General features: G+C 60.9%; 18 protein-coding genes. 11 read left to right on the plus strand and 7 right to left on the minus strand.

Translation table 11 applies throughout. The annotated features are described in order from the left end of the window. Positions 1-21: 21 nt before the first annotated feature. Entirely contained in the window at positions 22-579 is a 558-nt protein-coding gene (locus NTD85_RS18345; protein ID WP_003224170.1) for an NADPH-dependent FMN reductase, read from the minus strand. Positions 580-762: 183 nt separating this feature from the next. On the opposite strand from NTD85_RS18345, the gene NTD85_RS18350 reads away from it, so the two are divergent. Beyond that, positions 763-999: a hypothetical protein gene (locus tag NTD85_RS18350; protein ID WP_003224168.1), complete on the plus strand. Its 237-nt coding sequence runs from the start codon at positions 763-765 to the stop codon at positions 997-999. 85 nt (positions 1,000-1,084) lie between these two features. Continuing rightward, the gene (locus NTD85_RS18355; RefSeq protein WP_262142851.1) at positions 1,085-1,978 is read left to right on the plus strand and encodes a LysR substrate-binding domain-containing protein; all 894 of its coding nucleotides are present in this window, start codon (positions 1,085-1,087) and stop codon (positions 1,976-1,978) included. Here NTD85_RS18355 and NTD85_RS18360 read toward each other — a convergent pair. The 5 genes from NTD85_RS18360 to NTD85_RS18380 all read right to left on the minus strand — a co-directional run bounded on the left by NTD85_RS18360 (position 1,944) and on the right by NTD85_RS18380 (position 7,354). Then, positions 1,944-2,558, minus strand: a complete 615-nt coding sequence (locus NTD85_RS18360; RefSeq protein ID WP_003224167.1) for a GNAT family N-acetyltransferase — start codon at positions 2,556-2,558, stop codon at positions 1,944-1,946. The genes NTD85_RS18355 and NTD85_RS18360 overlap by 35 nt on opposite strands. 14 nt (positions 2,559-2,572) lie before the next feature. Beyond that, a complete protein-coding gene (locus tag NTD85_RS18365; RefSeq protein ID WP_003224166.1) occupies positions 2,573-4,828 on the minus strand; it encodes an Orn/Lys/Arg decarboxylase N-terminal domain-containing protein in 2,256 nt (751 codons plus the stop codon). Positions 4,829-5,072: 244 nt separating this feature from the next. Next, the gene (gene dnaQ / locus NTD85_RS18370; protein ID WP_003224164.1) at positions 5,073-5,831 is read right to left on the minus strand and encodes a DNA polymerase III subunit epsilon; all 759 of its coding nucleotides are present in this window, start codon (positions 5,829-5,831) and stop codon (positions 5,073-5,075) included. Positions 5,832-6,042: 211 nt separating this feature from the next. Beyond that, complete coding sequence (gene rnhA / locus NTD85_RS18375; protein WP_003224162.1) at positions 6,043-6,504, minus strand: ribonuclease HI; 462 nt, start codon at positions 6,502-6,504, stop codon at positions 6,043-6,045. A 91-nt stretch (positions 6,505-6,595) separates the two neighbouring features. Next, positions 6,596-7,354, minus strand: a complete 759-nt coding sequence (locus NTD85_RS18380; RefSeq protein ID WP_262142852.1) for a class I SAM-dependent methyltransferase — start codon at positions 7,352-7,354, stop codon at positions 6,596-6,598. A gap of 66 nt (positions 7,355-7,420) precedes the next feature. Between NTD85_RS18380 and gloB the strand changes: the two genes are divergently transcribed. The 8 genes from gloB (at position 7,421) to fabI (ending at position 18,191) form a co-directional block, all read left to right on the plus strand. Further along, positions 7,421-8,188: a hydroxyacylglutathione hydrolase gene (gene gloB / locus NTD85_RS18385; protein WP_201137904.1), complete on the plus strand. Its 768-nt coding sequence runs from the start codon at positions 7,421-7,423 to the stop codon at positions 8,186-8,188. A 99-nt stretch (positions 8,189-8,287) separates the two neighbouring features. Next, complete coding sequence (locus NTD85_RS18390; protein ID WP_262142853.1) at positions 8,288-9,754, plus strand: LysM peptidoglycan-binding domain-containing protein; 1,467 nt, start codon at positions 8,288-8,290, stop codon at positions 9,752-9,754. A gap of 241 nt (positions 9,755-9,995) precedes the next feature. After that, complete coding sequence (locus tag NTD85_RS18395) at positions 9,996-11,828, plus strand: extracellular solute-binding protein (protein ID WP_262142854.1); 1,833 nt, start codon at positions 9,996-9,998, stop codon at positions 11,826-11,828. Continuing rightward, complete coding sequence (locus NTD85_RS18400; RefSeq protein WP_262142855.1) at positions 11,825-13,666, plus strand: extracellular solute-binding protein; 1,842 nt, start codon at positions 11,825-11,827, stop codon at positions 13,664-13,666. The genes NTD85_RS18395 and NTD85_RS18400 overlap by 4 nt, the downstream gene beginning before the upstream one ends. Positions 13,667-13,670: 4 nt before the next feature. Next, the gene (locus tag NTD85_RS18405; protein ID WP_262142856.1) at positions 13,671-14,744 is read left to right on the plus strand and encodes a microcin C ABC transporter permease YejB; all 1,074 of its coding nucleotides are present in this window, start codon (positions 13,671-13,673) and stop codon (positions 14,742-14,744) included. A gap of 1 nt (position 14,745) precedes the next feature. Continuing rightward, positions 14,746-15,765, plus strand: coding sequence for an ABC transporter permease (locus tag NTD85_RS18410; protein WP_003224146.1), 1,020 nt, complete (start codon positions 14,746-14,748; stop codon positions 15,763-15,765). Position 15,766: 1 nt separating this feature from the next. Further along, the gene (locus NTD85_RS18415; RefSeq protein WP_262142857.1) at positions 15,767-17,377 is read left to right on the plus strand and encodes an ABC transporter ATP-binding protein; all 1,611 of its coding nucleotides are present in this window, start codon (positions 15,767-15,769) and stop codon (positions 17,375-17,377) included. Positions 17,378-17,396: 19 nt separating this feature from the next. Continuing rightward, entirely contained in the window at positions 17,397-18,191 is a 795-nt protein-coding gene (gene fabI / locus NTD85_RS18420; protein WP_003202751.1) for an enoyl-ACP reductase FabI, read from the plus strand. Positions 18,192-18,357: 166 nt separating this feature from the next. On the opposite strand, the gene NTD85_RS18425 is transcribed toward fabI, so the two are convergent. Then, positions 18,358-19,212 carry a LysR family transcriptional regulator gene (locus tag NTD85_RS18425; RefSeq protein ID WP_262142858.1) on the minus strand — a complete coding sequence of 285 codons (855 nt, stop codon included), beginning with the start codon at positions 19,210-19,212 and terminating at the stop codon, positions 18,358-18,360. Positions 19,213-19,321: 109 nt separating this feature from the next. Between NTD85_RS18425 and NTD85_RS18430 the strand changes: the two genes are divergently transcribed. Then, complete coding sequence (locus NTD85_RS18430; protein WP_103522343.1) at positions 19,322-19,747, plus strand: VOC family protein; 426 nt, start codon at positions 19,322-19,324, stop codon at positions 19,745-19,747. Positions 19,748-20,085 lie beyond the last annotated feature (338 nt).

Raw genomic sequence — 20,085 nt, forward strand, 5'->3', positions numbered from 1 at the left:
TTTGTCGCAGCGCTGACCAGATTATTTTTTGTGTTGTTCCACAAATTCCCCATACGCATTGATGAAATTCTGCAGGAACGGCTTGACTGACTCGCTCAACTTGCCCGCCTCGTCAAACGCCGAACCCGCCCCACCCAGATACGCCTCGGGCTGCTGCATGCATGGCACATTGAGAAACACGAAGGACTGGCGCAAATGCTGGTTGGCGCCAAACCCGCCAATCGCTCCCGGCGACACGCTGATCACCGCACCCGGCTTGCCGCCCCAGACGCTTTTGCCATAAGGCCGTGAGCCCACGTCAATCGCATTCTTCAAAGGTGCCGGCACGGAGCGGTTATATTCCGGGGTGACAAACAGCACCGCGTCGGAAGAGCCGACTTCCTGGCGAAAAGTGCTGTAGGCTGCGGGCGGTGAATCGCCGTCGATGTCTTCGTTATAAAGTGGCAGATCGCCTATTTCGACAATCTTCAGCTTGAGGTTCGCCGGTGCCAGCTCGGCCAGCGCCAGTGCGACTTTGCGGTTGATCGATGCTTTGCGCAGGCTGCCGACGACTACAGCGACGTTGTAGACATTGCTCATGGAAGACTCTCGACTGTCGGAGGGAAGAGCCAGTAGTTATAGATGATCCGAAGCCGATTCCACCAGTGAGCGAAGGAAATTCCTCCGCGCTGATTATTTTTTTCCTGTAGGAAAACTTACAGGGCTTGATGACGGTCTACCAAGCCGCAAATCAAGTGTTTTATCTCCAGAGGTTCTAAGCAGATGGCAGCAGTACTCGTCGGTCAGTTCCATGCAAGAGATGCGGAAGGCCGCGTTTATTCCGTGCATGAGTTCCAGGAATCCACCCCGTCGGCAGACGGTCTCACCGGCATGGAGCCTGTCACCACCTACAAGCTGGCCATTGGCGATCGCGTCAAAAAGCTCAGTGACAGCGAGTTTTTGCTGGTTCAGTCGGACATCACGCTGATCCGCGAACCTGAGACAACCGCCGCTCAATAACCGCGCGTTATGAGCAGAAGTCATATGCGCAGACTTGGGGTAGGATTCAGCCACTGACCCCACCTGCTGAACATGGACTTCACGCATGCGTTTACGTCATATCGAAGTGATTCAGGCGCTCTTGCAGACCGGTCACCTGGGCACCGCCGCCGAATGGCTGCAACTGCCGGTGGCCGACGTCGAGGAGCGATTGCGCGAAGCCGAGAGTCAGTTGGGGTTCATGCTGTTCGCCAGCGTCCGTGGCCGCCTGCAGTCGACGCCTGAAGCGCGGGCGTTGCAGGTGGAAATCGCTCACGTCTATCAAGCGCTGGAGCCGGTGCAACGCCTGGCCAGCAGCCTCAAGCAATACCTCGCCCCACCCCTGCGCATCATCGGCACCCCGCCGCTGGCGCACCACCTGTTGCCGCAAAGCATCGCGCTGCTGCGCCGGCGCTTGCCCGATGCCCCCTGCCGTTTGCTCAGTTCGCCCACGTGCGACATCGTCCGCAGTCTGCTGCTGCGCGAAAGCGATCTGGGCCTGAGCCTGCACGACCCGGAACATCCCGACATCCATGCGCAGCCGCTGGCCCACTGCAAGCTGCAACTGCTCGCGCCGCATGGCTGGCTGCAACCGAAGCAGAAATACATTTCCCTGCAGGATCTCGCCGGCCAGGCGATGGTCGGCCTCGAAGGCCACGACCCGTTGAGCCCGGCGCTGGAGAACAAACTCCAGGCCCTGCGCCCGGCGCCGAGCATCCAGACCCGGGTGCAAACCCATCAGATGATGCGCAGCATGGTCGAGGCCGGCGAAGGCCTGGCCATCGTCGACCCGTTCACCGCCCTCGGCGCACGGGCCGGCGGACTGGATGTCTGCCCGTTGTCACCGGCGGTGCCGATCAGCCTGTATGCCCTGACCTACCGACACAGCGCCACGCCGGCAGCCATTCAGACGCTGCTGGCGATCATCACGGAACAAGCCGAGGCGATGCTGGCGAGCTGAGCGGGTTTTCCAGCGGGTTATCGAACAGTCGATACCAGAACAGCGCGATTTCCGCAGTGTTCGGGTCTATCCCGCGATAACGCAAATGGTCGATACCGCCAATTTCGTAGCCACAACGCTCATACAAACGACAGGCACCGAGGTTGTTGTTCTGCGTCTCGAGCATGATCCCCGGCAGTTTCTTCTTGCGACTCCAGAACTGCGCGACATCCAGCAACGCCTTGGCCACACCATGCCGGCGCGCCGGGGCGTGCACCGCCAGCTCATCGATGTGGGCAAAGCCGTTCCAGTTGGTGCTGATCACCAGATGGCCGACCGGCTCGTCATCCAGATAAGCCATGAAGATCGCGCTGTCGGCGCCATCGCGATAGCTGCTGAACTCTTCAGGATCGATGCCGTAGCACTTGCGGTATGGCACGATCGGCGTCACCGCCCAGCGCTCGACCGGTTGGCCAATGACTGCCGCGCCGTACGCGGCGACCTCGAAACTGAAGTCGCTACCCCAGATGTACGCCGCGAAACCATCGTCGGCGACGCGCACCGACAGCCCTGGGTATTTCGGATTCATGACCGGTTGCATACTCGGAAAAGTCCTCATTCCTTGACGCAATCGACGGTGTACTGCCGCCCATTGCCCTCGTCTTCATGTTGCAGTCCATGCACATCAGCGACAAAACCGGGGAAGCTGCTATCGAACGTGCGGGCAAACTTCAGGTAGTCAATGATCGAGCGGGTCGCCTCGGTAAAGCGTTCGCCCGGCATGATCAACGGAATCCCCGGCGGATACGGCACCAGCATCACCGCTGCAATCCGCCCTTCCAGCTCATCGATCGGCACCGCCTCGACTTCGCCGCGCACCAGATGATCGTAGGCATGGGCCGGCTTCATGGCGATTTCCGGCAGCACCGTGTACATGCGTTTCAGATGCTTGGCGGTGGCATTGCTGCGGTAACAGGCGTGCAGTTGATCGCACAGGTCACGCAGGCCCATGCCGCGATAGCGCGCGGTGTCTTGCTGCGCCACGCAAGGCAGGCAAGTGGCCAGACTGACGTTGGCGTCGTAACTGCGCTTGAACTCCAGCAACTCGGTGAGCAGCGTGCTCCATTTGCCCTTGGTGATGCCCATGGAGAACAGCACCAGGAACGAATACAGCCCGGTCTTCTCCACCACCAGTCCGCGCTCCCATAGGAATTTGCTGACCACCGCCGCCGGAATGCCCTTCTCGCTCAGCGCGCCGCCGGCATTCAAACCGGGCATCACCAGGGTCACTTTGATCGGGTCGAGCAGCACATAGTCGTCGCTGACTTCACCAAAGCCATGCCAGTCGGCGTCCGGCTGCAATAGCCAGTCTTCGGTCTGCACCCGGTCGATACCTTCGACGCCCGGCGGCTGCCAGATCGAGAACCACCAGTCATCCGCCGCAATGTGCTGGCGCAGATTGGCCAGCGCCCGCCGAAAACTCAGGGCTTCATCAAAGGTTTCCTGCAACAGCGAACGTCCGGCCGGGCCCTCCATCATCGCCGAAGCGACATCCAGCGAAGCGATGATGCTGTACTGCGGCGAGGTCGAGATGTGCATCATGAACGCTTCGTTGAAACGGTCACGGTCCAGTTGCCGCGCACCGCCGTCCTGCACATGAATCATCGAGGCCTGGCTGAACGCAGCAAGCAGCTTATGGGTGGAATGAGTGGTGAACACCAGCGGGCTGTCTTCTGTGCGCGAGGTGGCCATGCCATAACGCCCGGCGAAGAACTCGTGAAACGCCGCGTAGGCGTACCACGCCTCGTCGAAATGCAGGACTTCCACGCTGTTGCCCAGGCTCTGTTTGATCAGCTCGGCGTTGTAGCACAAGCCGTCGTAGGTCGAGTTGGTCACCACCGCCAGTTTGACTTTCGGCGCACGGCCCTTGGTCAACGGGCTGGCGTCGATTTTGGCCTGGATCGATTCGCGGCTGAATTCGCTCAGCGGAATCGGGCCGATGATCCCCAGCTCATTGCGCTCCGGGCACAGGTACAGCGGGATCGCGCCGGTCATGATGATCGCGTGCAGCACTGACTTGTGGCAGTTGCGATCCACCAGCACCAGATCATCGCGACCGACCATCGAATGCCAGACGATCTTGTTGGCGGTCGAGGTGCCATTGATCACGAAAAACGTGTGATCGGCACCGAAGTTGCGCGCCGCACGCTCTTCCGCTTCAGCGAGCGGGCCGGTGTGATCGAGCAGCGAACCCAGCTCCGGCACCGATACCGACAAGTCCGAACGCAGGGTGTTTTCACCAAAGAACTGATGAAAAGCCTGCCCCACCGGGCTCTTGTGATAGGCCACGCCACCGCCATGACCGGGGGTGTGCCAGGAATAGTTGGAATCGGCAGTGTGCTGCACCAGTGCCTTGAAGAACGGCGGCAGCAGACCATCCAGATATTTGCGCGCCGCCCGCGCCACTTGCCGGGCGAGAAACGGCACGGTGTCTTCGAACAGATAGAGAATGCCGCGCAGTTGATTGAGCTCGGCCATGGCATCGGCCGGGGCGTTTTCCAGAGTCACCTGTTCGCCCAAAGCAAAGATCGGCAGATCCGGCGCGCGCACCCGGGCCAACCCGATCAGTTCGGCCATGTTTTGTAAGAGATGGGAATGGGTGCTGGCGTCTTCGGCAGCGATCAGCATGCATGCCAGTCCATGATGGGTCGAGGCCACCAACCGACCTTCGGTATAGTCGATGGCCGAAACGATATTAAAACCTTCCTGCTCCAACTCCCGGGCGATGCCACGGATACGGTCACCGGCGACCGTGTCGGCCTTGATGTCGCGGTGGACGATCAACACCGGAAACTTCAAATCTTTGTACATGAGGCTCAGTGTCCCGAGGCGGCAGATCAAAGTCTGCCAATGCACTCAGGGTAGAGGGTTGCAGCGAAAGTGGCGAGGGTGGCCAGTTGGCTTCACTCAGCCTGACTCGGCTTTTGTGGCGAGGGAGCTTGCTCCCGCTGGGGCGCGAAGCGGCCCCTGGTATTCGTTCAGCAGCAATGTGCATTCAGGTTTTATGACTGCTTCGCAGCCAAGCGGGAGCAAGCTCCCTCGCCACAAAATGTGTTCAGGCCTGAGCATCAGCCTCGGCAATCTGCGTCCACAACGCCGGGCCACCCGCAGATTTGGCGATGATTTCGAGTCGAGCCATATGCGCCGCCAGTTCCTCTTCCGTCGCCCGGATGATCCGCGCAGGCTGACGATCCGCCGGCAGACGACGGATTTCGGTGGCGGAGTTGTCCGCGCCCTCGCCCGTGCCATTGCCGTCGGAAGCGTTGCCGGCCAGCGACAGGCTGGTCTGGCCACCGGTCATGGTCAGGTAGACGTCGGCGAGAATCTCCGAGTCGAGCAAGGCGCCGTGCAATTCACGGCCGGAGTTGTCGACGCCATAACGTTTGCACAACGCGTCGAGGCTGTTGCGCTGCCCCGGGTGACGTTCCCGGGCCATCATCAGGGTGTCGAGGATGGTGCAATGCCGGGTGATGTCAGCGCGATCGTGCTGCCCCATCAAGGCGAATTCGTTGTTGATGAAGCCAACGTCGAACGCCGCGTTATGGATGATCAGCTGCGCGCCGTTGATGAACTCGAAGAACTCGTCGGCGACTTCGGCGAAACGTGGCTTGCCGACGAGGAATTCGTTGGTGATGCCGTGGACGCCGATCGCGCCCTCGTCACTCTCGCGATCCGGTTGCAGATAGACGTGAAAGTGCCGGCCCGTCAGGCGCCGACCGATCAGTTCGACACAGCCGATTTCAATGATCCGGTGACCATCGGTCACCGGCATGCCGGTGGTTTCGGTATCGAGTACAACGGATCTGGTGGCCATCAGTGTTCAATTCTCAACGGGGTCAATCGTGCAAAAGCGGCGATGTTAACACGCTCGGTGGGGGTGTTTCAGTCAGACCGTGTCGCGCCCATTCGCGAGCAAGCCCGCTCCCACTCAGGATCTGCGGTGGTCACAATGTTGATGTACACAGGAGATCCAGTGTGGGAGCGGGCTTACTCGCGAAGGCCACGACTCGGTGCAACGGAGGGAATCAGCTCTGCTTGTACCCGCGAACCTCATCCACCCCACGGTTGGCCAACTGGTCAGCCCGTTCGTTACCGTGGTGACCAATGTGCCCGCGCACCCACTTCCAGGTGACCTTGTGCCGGTTGACCTGCTCGTCCAGCTCTTTCCACAGGTCAGCGTTTTTCACCGGCTCTTTCGCCGCTGTCTTCCAGCCGCGTTTTTTCCAGTTGGCCATCCACTCGTTGATGCCCTTCATCACGTATTGCGAGTCGGTGACCAGCAGCACTTCGCACGGCCGCTTCAAGGCTTCGAGGCCACGGATGGCGCCGAGCAGTTCCATGCGGTTGTTGGTGGTGTTGGCTTCGCCGCCCCACAGTTCCTTTTCGACGCCCTTGCACACCAGCAAGGCGCCCCAGCCGCCCGGGCCGGGGTTGCCCTTGCAGGCACCGTCGGTGAACAGTTCTACGCTATCGACGCTTTCGCTCATGCCACTCTATCCAGAAAAATGCCTGGCCCCGTCAATCGCGGATCGACGATGGCCGCGGCCGGAGCACGTCCGGCCACTATAAAAAGAAGGTTTACGGTTCGATACGACGGCGGTTGACCTTGGCCATCGGCAGCGGAATCAGCTTGCCCATCGGCTCGCGGCGCTCCTGACGCACCGGACGCAGGCCAACCACGATCTTGCGCGCGACCAATAAATAGAAGCCACCGCCCGACAGTTGCCAGTCGCCGGCCTTGCGTTCCCAGCCGGCCAGTCGGGCCTGCCACTTGGGCGACGCGAGCGGCGGACGATAGCACCCGAAGCGGCGTTTCTCCAGCGCAAAGCCCAGCAGATTGAGCCAGTCGGCCACCCGCGATGGCGAGATGCAGCGTGCCTGACGCAACGCATCGTGGGCGAATACATGGCGCAAGCCCCAGGTGCTCCAGGGGTTGACGCCGATGATCAGCAGATGCCCGCCGGGGCGCACGCTGCTTGCGGCTTCGCGCAGCAAACCGTGGGGCGACAGACAGAAATCCAGACCGTGCTGCAACACCACCACGTCGGCAGCGTGCTCACTCAATGGCCAGGCCTGTTCCTCGCAGACGATCTCGACCCCCGGCAATGGCGCGCCGAGCCGCACGTTGCGCTGCACCTGCGGCGCTGATGGCGGGGTCTGGGCCGACGGCCCGTAATGCACCAGATAGCCGCCGAAGAACCGCCCCAACTCGTCTTCGAGCATGCGCCGTTCTTCATCCAGCAGAAATTGCCCGAGCGGGCCGGCCAGCCATTCTCGGGCCGCGCCGATCAACGCCAGCCAGTCGGGATCGGCCTGAGCGAACGCTTTATCGGTCATGTCATTCTCCAACGCCGCTAGAAGCTCTAAGATGCGCCAATGTTTTCCGCTTGGCGAATTCCGACGATGATACAGATCAGTGCCCTGCCCGCGTTCACCGACAACTACATCTGGTTGTTACAGGATCACCGCACCCAGCGCTGCGCCGTGGTCGACCCGGGCGATGCCGCGCCGGTGCAGGCCTGGCTGGCCGCGCACCCGGGCTGGGTGTTGAGCGACATTCTGATCACCCATCACCATCACGATCACGTCGGCGGCGTCGAACGCCTGAAAGCGGCGAGCGGCGCCAAAGTCTACGGCCCGGCCAGCGAAAACATCCCGGGGCGCGACGTGGCGCTCAAGGACAACGACAAGGTCAGCGTCCTCGGCTGGGACTTCGATGTCTATGCGGTGCCCGGTCACACCCTCGGCCACATCGCCTATTACCACCACGGCCTGCTGTTTTGCGGCGACACCCTGTTCGCCGCCGGTTGCGGACGCCTGTTCGAAGGTACGCCAGAACAGATGCACCACTCGCTCAGCCGCCTCGCCAGCTTGCCCGAGGATACGCTGGTGTATTGCACCCATGAATACACCCTGAGCAATCTGAAATTTGCCGCGGCCGTCGAACCGACTAACCCGGACATTGCCGCCCGTCTGGAAAAAGTCACCCAACAACGGGAAAAAGGCGTGATGACCCTGCCCTCGACCCTGGCCCTGGAAAAGCTCACCAATCCGTTTTTGCGTACCACTGAAACATTAGTTACACAAAAAGTGGACGAACGGGCAGGCGCTCAAAACCGGGCGCCGAGTGAGGTTTTTGCGGCTCTGCGGGCGTGGAAAGATACGTTCTAAGTGACTCACCATCTGGTACAAAAATTCTGAATGGTTGACCGCAGGGGGTGCGCTTTCTAGAATCGCCCGACATTTTTGCCCGGAACTTACTTCCAGCCAATGTCGTCATCCATACGTAAGTCCGTCAATTCAGACACGTTGACCCGCCTGGCTCAAGCCATCGCGGTCGCTGTGTCCGCCACGTTGGCGGGCTGCTCCAGCCATGCTCCGCAGTCCGAGGCGAGCCATACGCCGAACATTGCTGCGCGAGCCAAGCAGAAGCCGATCTGGCTGAGCGAAAAGCCAAGTCCGCAGGTGCCTCAGGACATCTGGGAGCGCATGCGCGGTGGTTTCCAGCTGCAGGACGGCCTGGGCGTCAACCCGCGCATCGAGCAGCAGCGCCTGTGGTTTGCCAGTAACCCGTCCTTTCTGGAAAACGCCGGTGAACGCGGCAGTCTCTACATTCATTACATCGTCGAGCGTCTCGAAGAGCGCAACATGCCGCTGGAACTGGCCCTGCTGCCAGTGATCGAGAGCGCCTACAACCCGATGGCCTATTCACGGGCCGACGCTTCGGGCCTGTGGCAATTCATTCCGTCCACCGGTCGTTACTACAACCTGCGCCAGACCCGCTTCTATGATGGCCGTCGCGATATCACCGCCTCGACCACCGCCGCGATGGACTACCTGACTCGTCTGCACGACATGTTCAATGGTGACTGGCTGCTGGCCCTGGCGGCCTATAACGCCGGTGAAGGCACGGTCAGCCGCGCCATCGAGCGTAATGAGAAGCTTGGCCTGCCGACCGACTACTGGAACCTGTCGTCGTTGCCGGCGGAAACCCAGGCCTACGTGCCGAAACTGCTGGCCCTGTCGCAAGTGGTGCTGGCCCCGGAAGCCTACGGGGTGAACCTCAACCCGATCGCCAACGAACCGTATTTCCAGGTCGTCGAAATCAACCAGCGCATGGACCTGTCCAAGGTTGCGGCGGTGGCCAACATCGACGAAGACGAGCTGTTCCAGCTCAACCCGGCCTTCAAGCAGCGCACCACCATCGACGGCCCTCAGCATCTGCTGGTGCCGACGTCGAAGGCGCAATTGCTGACCGCCAGCCTGCAGACCATGCGACCTGAAGAACTGATCAGCCCGCGCTCGCTGAAACCGGTGTTCGACGGTGCTGATCCGACCGAGGTGGCGAAGCTCAAGCGCGCCTATCGGGTCAAACGCGGCGACAATCTCGGTTCCATCGCCAAGGCCAACAAGGTCGAAGTCAAGGATCTGCAACGCTGGAACAAACTGACCGGCAAGAACCTCAAGGTCGGCCAGACCCTGGTGATGCAAGACACCACCAAGCGCGCCCCGGCTCGCAACAGTGGCCGGGTCAACACCGTGATCGCGGCGAACAGCAAGACCAAAGGCAAGGCTGACAGCCAGCAGCAGACCCAGTACAAGGTCAAGCGTGGCGACACCTTGTATGTGGTGGCCAAGCGTTTCAACGTCGAGATGCAGCATCTCAAGCGCTGGAACCCGGGTGCGGGCAAGGCCCTCAAGCCTGGGCAGATGCTCACGGTTTACCAGCCGCATTGACAGAAGAGCCCCTGAATTCAGGGGCTTTTTTGCTTTTGTGGGAGCGAGCTTGCTCGCGAATGCGGCGTATCAGTGACCTTCATATGCGGCTGACAGGCCGCATTCGCGAGCAAGCCCGCTCCCACCAAAAGCAAACGCAATCGAAGGCGATTAAGCCCGCATTAACCCGCATCTTTTTCCTGTCCAGACAAGCTGTTACTGTACGGCCCACAAAGCCCAAGCCGCCTGGATCGGATCTGACTTGAAGCGTCCCCTCCTCCTGCTCCTGATCAGCCTGGCCTTGAGCTCACCCGCAAGCGCGACGATTACCGAGAGTCACGGTTATGCGCAGTTCGGCACGCTCAAGTACCCGGCCAGATTTACCCACTTCGACTGGGTCAACCCGCAAGCGCCCAAGGGCGGTACGTTGCGGGTGATGGCGTTCGGCACCTTCGATACGGTCAATCCGTACACCTTCAAGGGCACCAGCCCGGTGACCACGCCGAATTTCCTGCAGTACGGCATCAATGAACTGAACGAACCGCTGATGATCGGCACCGGCCAGTATTCGCCCTCCGGTGACGAACCGGCGTCGAGCTATGGCTTGATCGCGCAATCGGTGGAGTACAGCGAAGATCGCAGCTGGGTGGTGTTCAATCTGCGCCCGGAAGCACGCTTTCACGATGGCACGCCGATCACCGCGTACGACGTGGCGTTCTCCTATCGCTTGCTGCTCAAGGAAGGTCATCCGCTGTACCGCACCGCGTTGCAGGAAGTCTCACGCGTGGACATCCTCAACCCGCAGCGCATCCGCTTCGTGATGAAGCGCGCCGGCAATCCGCTGCTGATCCTGCGCCTCGGTGAGTTGCCAGTGTTGCCGCAGCATTACTGGAAGGATCGCGACTTCAAGGCCACTACCTTCGAGCCACCACTGGGCAGCGGCCCGTACCGCATCACCTCGGTGACGCCGGGGCGGCAGCTGATTTTCGAGCGGGTCAAGGATTACTGGGGCAAGGATCTGCCGGTCAATCGCGGCAAGTACAACTTCGATCGCATGGAAGTCGAGTTCTACCGCGACAGCGATGTGGCGTTCGAAGCGTTCAAGGCCGGCGAATTCGACATCTACATCGAGCACCAGGCGAAGAACTGGGCCAACGGCTACAACTTCCCGGCGGTGCGCCGTGGCGAGGTAATCAAGGCGCAGATCCCGCACCAGATCCCGACGCAGAGCCAGGGGCTGTTCATGAACACCCGGCGCCCGACCTTTGCCGACTTCAAAGTCCGCGAAGCCATGGGCCTGATGTTCGACTTCGAGTGGACCAACCGGGCACTCTTCAGCGACGCCTACCAACGCTCCACCAGCTACTACCCCAACAGCGAGTTCAGCGCCAGCGGCCTGCCGGTCGGCCATGAATGGCTGATGCTCAAGCCGTACAAGGATCAATTGCCGGCGAAGCTGCTCACTGAACCGTTCAGCCTGCCGCAGACCGATGGCCGCGGCATCCCCCGGGAAACCATGCGCAAGGCCCTGGCGCTGCTCGCCGAGGCAGGCTGGAAACTCAATGGCCAGCGCCTGCAAAACACCAAGGGCCAGCCACTGAGCTTCGAACTGCTGCTGGTCAACCCGAACCTTGAGCGGATCCTCCAGCCGTACATCGAGAACCTCAACAGCATCGGCATCGACGCGCGCCTGCGCACAGTGGATCGCGCGCAGTACAAACAGCGTCTGGACCAGTTCGATTTCGACATGATCCTGATGACGCTCAACCAGACCCTCAGCCCGGGCCTGGAGCAATGGCAGTATTTCCATTCCAGTCAGGTCGGGGTCAAGGGCAGCAAGAATTACGCGGGCATCGCCAACCCGGTGGTCGATCACCTGCTCGAACAGTTGCTCGCCGCGCAAACCCGCGACGAACAAGTTGCCGCCGGCAAGGCGCTGGACCGCGTGCTGTTGTGGCAGCACTACAGCATTCCCAACTGGTACCTCAATTATCACCGACTGGCCTACCGCAACCGGTTGGCCTTCGTCACCACGCCGCCCTACACCCTGGGTCTGAACACGTGGTGGCTGAAATCTTCGGAGAAAGCTCAATGAACGCCATCCGCGCCCTGCTTGTGCAGGCCAGCGGTCTGCTGTTCGCCGGGCTGGCCTGCGCCGCCCCGCAACACGCCGTGACCCTGTACAACGAGCCGCCGAAGTACCCGGCCGACTTCAAGAACTTCGACTACGTGAACCCCGACGCGCCCAAGGGCGGGATCTTCCGCCAGGCCGGATTTGGCGGCTTCGACAGCCTCAACCCGTTCATCAGCAAAGGCGTGCCGGCCGATGACGTCGGTCAGATCTACGACACCCTGACCAAGCACAGTCTCGACGAACCGTTCACCGAATACGGCCTGATTGCCGCCAAAATCGAAAAAGCCCCGGACAACAGTTGGGTGCGTTTCTACCTGCGCCCGGAAGCCCGCTTCAACGACGGCCACCCGGTGCGCGCCGAAGACGTGGTGTTCAGCTTCCAGACCCTGACCAAGGACGGCTCGCCGCTGTTTCGTGGCTACTACAGCGATGTCGACGAAGCCATCGCCGAAGACCCGCTCAAGGTGCTGTTCAAGTTCAAGCACAACAACAATCGCGAGTTACCGCTGATTCTCGGCCAGCTCCCGGTACTGCCGAAACACTGGTGGGCCAATCGCGATTTCACCAAAGGCAATCTGGAGATTCCGCTGGGCAGCGGCCCGTACAAGGTCGCCGAAGTGAAGGCCGGGCGCTCGGTGCGCTATGAACGGGTCAAGGACTACTGGGGCAAGGACCTGCCGGTCAATCGCGGGTTCTACAACTTCGATGTGATGACCACCGATTACTACCGCGACAACACCGTCGCCGTCGAAGCGCTGAAGGCCGGCCAGTTCGATTACTGGCTGGAAATGACCGCGAAGAACTGGGCCAACGCTTACAACATCCCGGCGGTCACCGAAGGTCGCTTGATCAAGGAACAGATCGCCAACAGCAACCCGACCGGCATGCAGGGCTTCGTTTACAACCTGCGCCGTCCGGTGTTTCAGGATCTGCGGGTGCGTCAGGCGCTCGGCCTGCTGTTTGATTTCGAATGGACCAATAAACAGCTGTTCAACGGTGCCTACTTCCGCACCCGCAGTTATTTCGAGAACTCGGAAATGGCCGCCACCGGCCTGCCCGACGCCGAGCAACGGGCGATCCTCGAACCGTTTCGCAGCAAGCTCCCGGCCCAGGTGTTCAGCGAAGCCTTCGAAAACCCCAAGACCGACGCCAGCGGCATGATCCGCGCCCAGCAGCGCGAGGCCTATCAGCTGTTGCAAGAGGCGGGCTGGAAGATCGTCGACGACAAAATGGTCGATGCCACCGGCAAACCGGTGGTCATCGAATTCCTCCTCGCGCAGACCGAATTCGAACGCGTGCTGCTGCCGTTCAAACGCAACCTGGCCGACCTCGGCATCGATCTGGTGATCCGCCGTGTCGATGTTTCGCAGTACATCAACCGTGTGCGCTCGCGGGACTTCGACATGATGGTCGGCAGCTTCCCGCAGTCCAACTCGCCGGGTAACGAGCAACGCGAATTCTGGATGAGCGCCGCCGCCAACAAACCGAGCAGCCGCAATACCATGGGCCTGAAGGACCCGATCGTCGATCACCTGGTGGAAAACCTGATCAACGCCGACTCGCGCAGCAGCCTCGTGGCTCACGCCCGGGCGCTGGATCGGGTGCTGCAATGGGGCTATTACGTGATCCCCAACTGGCACATCAAGACCTGGCGCGTGGCCTACTGGAATCACATCGGCCACCCGAAAGTCTCGCCCAAATACGACATCGGGATTAACACCTGGTGGGTCAAGCCTGACGCGAAACCCGCCATAGAAGTCGAAACCAAACTGCAAGCCGACCCTGTGGGCACGGAGTAATCAGATGCTGGCGTATATTTTTCGGCGACTGCTGCTGATCATCCCTACCCTGTTCGGGATTCTGCTGATCAACTTCGTGATCATCCAGGCCGCGCCCGGCGGCCCGGTGGAGCAGATGATCGCCAAGCTCGAAGGCTTCGAAGGCGCCACCAGCCGCATCGCCGGTGGCGGTGCCGAAGTCTCGGTGGCCGGCTCCGCCTATCGCGGCGCGCAAGGTCTGGACCCGGCACTGATCAAGGAAATCGAGCACATGTACGGGTTCGACAAGTCGGCCCCGGAACGCCTGTGGGTCATGGTCAAGAACTACGCGAAGCTGGATTTCGGCGACAGTTTTTTCCGCGACGCCAAGGTTATCGACCTGATCAAGGAAAAGATGCCGGTATCGATCTCGCTCGGGCTGTGGAGCACGCTGATCATGTACCTGGTGTCGATCCCGCTGGGGATCGCCAAGGCCACGCGGCACGGCAGCCACTTCGACGTGTGGACCAGTTCGGCGATCATCATCGGCTATGCGATTCCGGCGTTCCTGTTTGCGATTCTGCTGATCGTGGTGTTTGCCGGCGGCAGTTATCTGGACTGGTTCCCGCTACGCGGGCTGACCTCGAACAACTTCGATGAACTGAGCCTGGGCGGCAAGATCCTCGACTACTTCTGGCACCTCGCGCTGCCGGTGACGGCGCTGGTGATCGGCAACTTCGCGACCATGACCCTGCTGACCAAAAACAGTTTCCTCGACGAGATCAACAAGCAGTACGTGGTCACCGCCAAGGCCAAGGGCCTGACGCGCAATCGCGTGCTCTACGGCCACGTGTTCCGCAACGCCATGCTGCTGGTGATTGCCGGGTTCCCGTCAGCGTTCATCGGCATCTTCTTCACCGGCTCGTTGCTGGTGGAAGTGATCTTCTCCCTCGACGGCCTCGGCCTGATGAGTTTCGAAGCGGCGATCAACCGCGATTACCCGGTGGTGTTCGGCACCCTGTTCATCTTCACCCTGCTCGGCCTGGTGGTGAAACTGATCGGCGACCTCACCTACACCCTGGTCGATCCGCGCATCGACTTCGCCAGCCGGGAGCATTGAGATGAACCTGTCCCCTCTCAACCGCCGCCGGTTCGAACTGTTCAAGGCCAACAAGCGCGGCTGGTGGTCGCTGTGGCTGTTCCTGATCCTGTTCGGCCTGAGCCTCGGTGCCGAACTGATCGCCAACGACAAGCCGCTGGTGGTGCATTACGACAACCACTGGTACTTCCCGGCGATCAAGCGCTACCCGGAAACCACCTTCGGCGGCGAATTCCCGCTGGAAGCCAACTACAAGAGCCCGTACATCCGCGAACTGCTCAAGGCCAAGGATGCGTGGGTGTTGTGGGCGCCGATCCCCTACAGCTACCAAAGCATCAACTACGACCTGAAAGTCCCGGCCCCGGCCCCGCCGTCGGCGGACAACCTGCTGGGCACTGACGATCAGGGCCGCGATGTGCTGGCACGGGTGATCTACGGCTTCCGCATTTCCGTACTGTTTGCCCTGACGCTGACCGTGCTCAGCTCGATCATCGGCGTGATTGCCGGCGCGCTGCAGGGTTTCTACGGCGGCTGGGTCGATCTGGCCGGGCAACGCTTTCTGGAGATCTGGTCGGGATTACCAGTGCTGTACCTGCTGATCATCCTCGCCAGTTTCGTCCAGCCGAATTTCTGGTGGCTGCTGGGGATCATGCTGTTGTTCTCGTGGATGAGCCTGGTCGACGTGGTGCGCGCCGAGTTCCTGCGCGGGCGCAACCTCGAATACGTGCGCGCCGCGCGGGCGCTGGGCATGCAGAACGGTGCAATCATGTTCCGCCACATCCTGCCCAACGCGATGGTCTCGACCATGACCTTCATGCCGTTCATCCTTACCGGCGCCATCGGCACCCTGACTGCGCTGGATTTCCTCGGCTTCGGCTTGCCGGCCGGCAGCCCGTCGCTGGGTGAACTGGTGGCCCAGGGCAAATCCAACCTCCAGGCACCGTGGCTGGGCATTAGCGCGTTCGCCGTGCTCGCGTTGATGTTGAGTCTGCTGGTGTTTATCGGCGAGTCCGCTCGCGATGCCTTCGACCCGAGGAAGTGAAATGAATCAGGACAATCTGATCGAAGTGCGCGACCTCGCCGTCGAGTTCGGCTTGAACGAGCGGCGGCACCGGGTGGTCGAGGGCGTGAGTTTCGACATCAAGCGCGGTGAAACCCTGGCGCTGGTCGGCGAGTCCGGCTCGGGCAAATCAGTGACGGCGCACTCGATCCTGCGCCTGCTGCCCTACCCGCTGGCCCGACATCCGGCCGGCAGCATCAACTATGCGGGGCAGAATCTGCTCGGCCTGAGCGAAAAAACCATCCGCCACATCCGCGGTAACCGCATCGCGATGATCTTTCAGGAGCCGATGACCTCGCTCAACCCGCTGCATTCGATCGAGAAGCAGATCAACGAGGTGCTGGGCATCCACAAGGGCCTGACCGGTAAAGTCGCAACCAAGCGCACGCTGGAGCTGCTGGAGATGGTCGGCATCCCCGAGCCGCATAAGCGCCTCAAGGCCCTGCCCCACGAATTGTCCGGCGGCCAGCGCCAGCGAGTGATGATCGCCATGGCCCTGGCCAACGAGCCAGAGTTGCTGATCGCCGACGAACCGACCACCGCACTGGACGTGACCGTTCAGCTGAAAATCCTCGATTTGCTCAAGGAACTTCAGGCTCGATTGGGCATGTCGCTGCTACTGATCAGTCACGATTTGAACCTGGTGCGAAGAATTGCGCATCGCGTATGTGTCATGCAGCGCGGTTGCATCGTCGAACAGGCATCGTGCGCAGAGCTGTTCCGTTCGCCGCAGCATCCGTACACTCGGGAATTGCTCGGCGCGGAGCCCAGCGGAGGCCCGGCGACCAATAAAATCGGGGCGCCACTGCTCGAAGTCGAGAACCTGAAAGTCTGGTTCCCGATCAAGAAAGGCCTGCTCAAGCGCACGGTGGATTACGTCAAGGCAGTGGACGGCATCAATTTCAGCCTGCCTCAGGGACAGACTCTGGGGATCGTGGGGGAAAGCGGTTCCGGCAAATCCACGCTGGGTCTGGCAATTTTGCGGCTGATCGGCAGCAAAGGCGCCATTCGCTTTGAGGGCAAACAGCTAGACTGCCTGACGCAGAACGAGGTTCGCCCGTTGCGTCGGGAGATGCAGGTGGTGTTTCAGGATCCGTTCGGCAGCCTGAGCCCGCGGATGTGCGTGAGCGACATCGTTGGCGAAGGCCTGCGGATTCACCAGATGGGCACCGCCGCCGAGCAGGAAGCGGCGATTATTGCGGCATTGAAGGAGGTAGGTCTGGATCCGGAAACCCGGCACCGCTACCCCCACGAATTTTCCGGTGGGCAACGGCAACGTATCGCCATTGCCCGGGCTTTGGTGCTGAAACCGGCGCTGATTCTGCTGGACGAGCCGACGTCGGCGCTCGACCGCACGGTGCAGCGGCAAGTGGTGGAGCTGTTGCGTTCACTGCAAGCCAAGTACAACCTGACGTATTTGTTCATCAGCCATGACCTGGCTGTCGTCAAAGCGCTGAGCCACCAGTTGATGGTGGTCAAGCATGGCCAAGTGGTCGAACAGGGAGCTGCGCAAGATATTTTTGCCGCCCCCAAACATCCGTATACACAGCAGTTGCTGGAAGCCGCTTTTTTGGCACCAGCCACTGCGCAATAACCTGAAAGAGGAGCAACACATGGGTTTTCTCGCCGGTAAGCGCGTACTGATCGTCGGTGTCGCCAGCAAGCTGTCCATCGCATCCGGCATCGCTGCCGCCATGCATCGCGAGGGCGCTGAGCTTGCCTTCACTTATCAGAACGACAAACTCAAGGGTCGCGTTGAAGAGTTCGCACAGGGCTGGGGTTCGAGCCCTGAGCTGTGCTTCCCGTGCGACGTGGCCAGCGATGAAGAAATCGCCAAGGTCTTCGAAGAGTTGAGCAAGAAGTGGGACGGCCTGGACTGCATCGTGCACTCCGTCGGCTTCGCCCCGGGCGACCAACTGGACGGCGACTTCACCGAAGCCACCACCCGTGAAGGTTTCCGCATCGCTCACGACATCAGCGCCTACAGCTTCGTGGCCCTGGCCAAGGCTGGCCGCGAAATGATGAAAGGCCGCAACGGCAGCCTGCTGACCCTGTCGTACCTGGGCGCCGAGCGCACCATGCCGAACTACAACGTGATGGGCATGGCCAAGGCTTCGCTGGAAGCTGGCGTGCGTTACCTGGCCGGCTCCCTGGGCCCGGACGGCACCCGCGTCAACTGCGTATCGGCTGGCCCGATCCGTACCCTGGCAGCCTCGGGCATCAAGAACTTCCGCAAGATGCTGGCCGCCAACGAAGCGCAAACTCCACTGCGCCGCAACGTCACCATCGAAGAAGTCGGCAACGCCGGCGCCTTCCTGTGCTCCGACCTGGCGTCGGGCATCAGCGGTGAAATCATGTACGTCGACGGCGGCTTCAACACCACCGCGATGGGCAATATCGAAGAGTAATCTTCGGCCTGCCAATAAAAAACCCGCCAATCGGCGGGTTTTTTGTGCCTGGAACACTGTCCCCCTGTGGGAGCGGGCTTGCTCGCGAAGGCATTCCTTCAGGCAATTACTCATGGCCTGACACACCGCTTTCGCGAGCAAGCTCACTCCTACAGGGGATTGGGGATTACTCGAGGCACTGCGCAAACAGTTTTTGAATCGGCTGATTACGCTGGCTATAGCGCTGCAACAGGACCATCTCGCGGTAGAACGTCAGCTCACCCAACTCGATCACCCTGACCTTGAGCGGATGCTCCAGCCACAATCCGGCCTTGGGCAACAGCGAAACGCCCAGCCCGGACTCGACCATCTTCACGATCGCTTCCAGCTCATCCAGCTCCAGCGCCACGTCAACCTCGATCCGCTGCTCGCGCAGAAACCGCGTCACCAACCGCCCGCCGAATGAATTGCGGTCATATCGCACCTGCGGCTGTTCGGCGAGCAGGCGCAGCGGATCGTCGCCCTCGACTTGCAGCGGCACGATCAGCACAAACGGCTCGCGACGAATCACCTGCGCCGACAACTCCTTGGGCAGCTCGAACGGCGGTTTGATCATGATTGCCAGATCCACCTCACCGGCATCAACCTGACTCAACAGATTCAGCGACACCCCCGGCACCAGTTTCGGCTCAAGCCCCGGAGCCTGCTGACGCAAGCGCAACAGCGCCTGGGGCAACAACCCGGTCTGCGCGGTGGCCACTGCGCCGATTTTCAACTCACCCCGAAACTCGCTGACATCCTCGCTCTCGCCCATACGGCTGAAGATCGCGAGCATCTCCTGCGCCATCGGCAAGGCGCGCTGCCCGGCCGGATTGAGCGTCGCCTGGCGGCCGGTGCGGTCGAACAGGCGAATGCCCAGGGCCTGTTCAAGATTGCGGATCTGCGCGCTGACTGCCGATTGCGTAAGACCGATGTGCAAACCGGCGGCGGCAAACGTGCCGTGGCGCGCCACCGCGAGAAAGGTCTTGAGTTCACGCAGCATGCACACCTCGACTGATCGAAATAATTTGAGCTCGGCGCAAAAACTATCGTCTTTCAATCACATTTCACAGCACTAAACTCAATCCACTTCCCCTGATCGAGAATTCCCCATGCAGCTAAGCCCTTTTCATCTGGCCATCCCCGTCTATGACCTGGCCGCCGCACGGCACTTTTACCGCGAAGTCTTCGGGCTGGAGGAAGGTCGTTCCAGCGAGCATTGGGTCGACTTCAATTTCTTCGGCCATCAACTGGTGATTCATCTGGCGCCAAAAAACGCTTCCCAGGAAGCCGCACACACCAATGCGGTGGACGGGCATGACGTGCCGGTGCCGCATTTCGGGGTGGTGCTGGGGATGGCGCAGTGGCAGGCGCTGGCCGAACGCCTGACGTCACTGGGCACGCGGTTCGTGATTGAACCGGGGATCCGCTTTCAGGGATTGGTGGGTGAACAGGCGACGATGTTTCTGTACGACCCGTGCGGCAATGCTCTGGAATTCAAGGCGTTCAAGGACATCGGACAGTTGTTTGCCAAATAGAGCATCGCTGGCAAGCCAGCTCCCACAGGGGCCCGCACACTACCAAGATTTCCTGAACACCCGAGAAACCTGTGGGAGTGGGCTTGCTCACGAAGAGGCCGGCACATTCAACATGGATCCCACCTGACCGGACGCTTTCGCGAGCAAGCCCGCTCCCACAGGGTCCTGCGCAGCACCGGGATTTCGTGAACACCCGAGAAACTTGTGGGAGTGGGCTTGCTCACGAAGAGGCCGGCACATTCAACATCGATATCGCCTGACCAGACGCTTTCGCGAGCAAGCCCGCTCCCACAGGGTCCTGCGCAGTACCGGGATTTCGTGAACACCCGAGAAACTTG

Source organism: Pseudomonas sp. 13B_3.2_Bac1, assembly GCF_025466205.1.
Classification (GTDB): domain Bacteria; phylum Pseudomonadota; class Gammaproteobacteria; order Pseudomonadales; family Pseudomonadaceae; genus Aquipseudomonas; species Aquipseudomonas fluorescens_H.

Excerpts from the sequence above, each read along its gene's own strand:
- NTD85_RS18355 (WP_262142851.1), top strand. The coding sequence starts at position 1,085 with ATGCGTTTACGTCATATCGAAGTGATTCAGGCGCTCTTGCAGACCGGT.
- NTD85_RS18380 (WP_262142852.1), bottom strand. The coding sequence starts at position 7,354 with ATGACCGATAAAGCGTTCGCTCAGGCCGATCCCGACTGGCTGGCGTTG.
- NTD85_RS18345 (WP_003224170.1), bottom strand. The coding sequence starts at position 579 with ATGAGCAATGTCTACAACGTCGCTGTAGTCGTCGGCAGCCTGCGCAAA.
- NTD85_RS18400 (WP_262142855.1), top strand. The coding sequence starts at position 11,825 with ATGAACGCCATCCGCGCCCTGCTTGTGCAGGCCAGCGGTCTGCTGTTC.
- NTD85_RS18425 (WP_262142858.1), bottom strand. The coding sequence starts at position 19,212 with ATGCTGCGTGAACTCAAGACCTTTCTCGCGGTGGCGCGCCACGGCACG.
- NTD85_RS18360 (WP_003224167.1), bottom strand. The coding sequence starts at position 2,558 with ATGCAACCGGTCATGAATCCGAAATACCCAGGGCTGTCGGTGCGCGTC.
- NTD85_RS18415 (WP_262142857.1), top strand. The coding sequence starts at position 15,767 with ATGAATCAGGACAATCTGATCGAAGTGCGCGACCTCGCCGTCGAGTTC.
- gloB (WP_201137904.1), top strand. The coding sequence starts at position 7,421 with ATGATACAGATCAGTGCCCTGCCCGCGTTCACCGACAACTACATCTGG.
- NTD85_RS18430 (WP_103522343.1), top strand. The coding sequence starts at position 19,322 with ATGCAGCTAAGCCCTTTTCATCTGGCCATCCCCGTCTATGACCTGGCC.
- NTD85_RS18390 (WP_262142853.1), top strand. The coding sequence starts at position 8,288 with ATGTCGTCATCCATACGTAAGTCCGTCAATTCAGACACGTTGACCCGC.
- rnhA (WP_003224162.1), bottom strand. The coding sequence starts at position 6,504 with ATGAGCGAAAGCGTCGATAGCGTAGAACTGTTCACCGACGGTGCCTGC.
- NTD85_RS18365 (WP_003224166.1), bottom strand. The coding sequence starts at position 4,828 with ATGTACAAAGATTTGAAGTTTCCGGTGTTGATCGTCCACCGCGACATC.
- NTD85_RS18405 (WP_262142856.1), top strand. The coding sequence starts at position 13,671 with ATGCTGGCGTATATTTTTCGGCGACTGCTGCTGATCATCCCTACCCTG.
- NTD85_RS18350 (WP_003224168.1), top strand. The coding sequence starts at position 763 with ATGGCAGCAGTACTCGTCGGTCAGTTCCATGCAAGAGATGCGGAAGGC.
- fabI (WP_003202751.1), top strand. The coding sequence starts at position 17,397 with ATGGGTTTTCTCGCCGGTAAGCGCGTACTGATCGTCGGTGTCGCCAGC.
- NTD85_RS18410 (WP_003224146.1), top strand. The coding sequence starts at position 14,746 with ATGAACCTGTCCCCTCTCAACCGCCGCCGGTTCGAACTGTTCAAGGCC.
- dnaQ (WP_003224164.1), bottom strand. The coding sequence starts at position 5,831 with ATGGCCACCAGATCCGTTGTACTCGATACCGAAACCACCGGCATGCCG.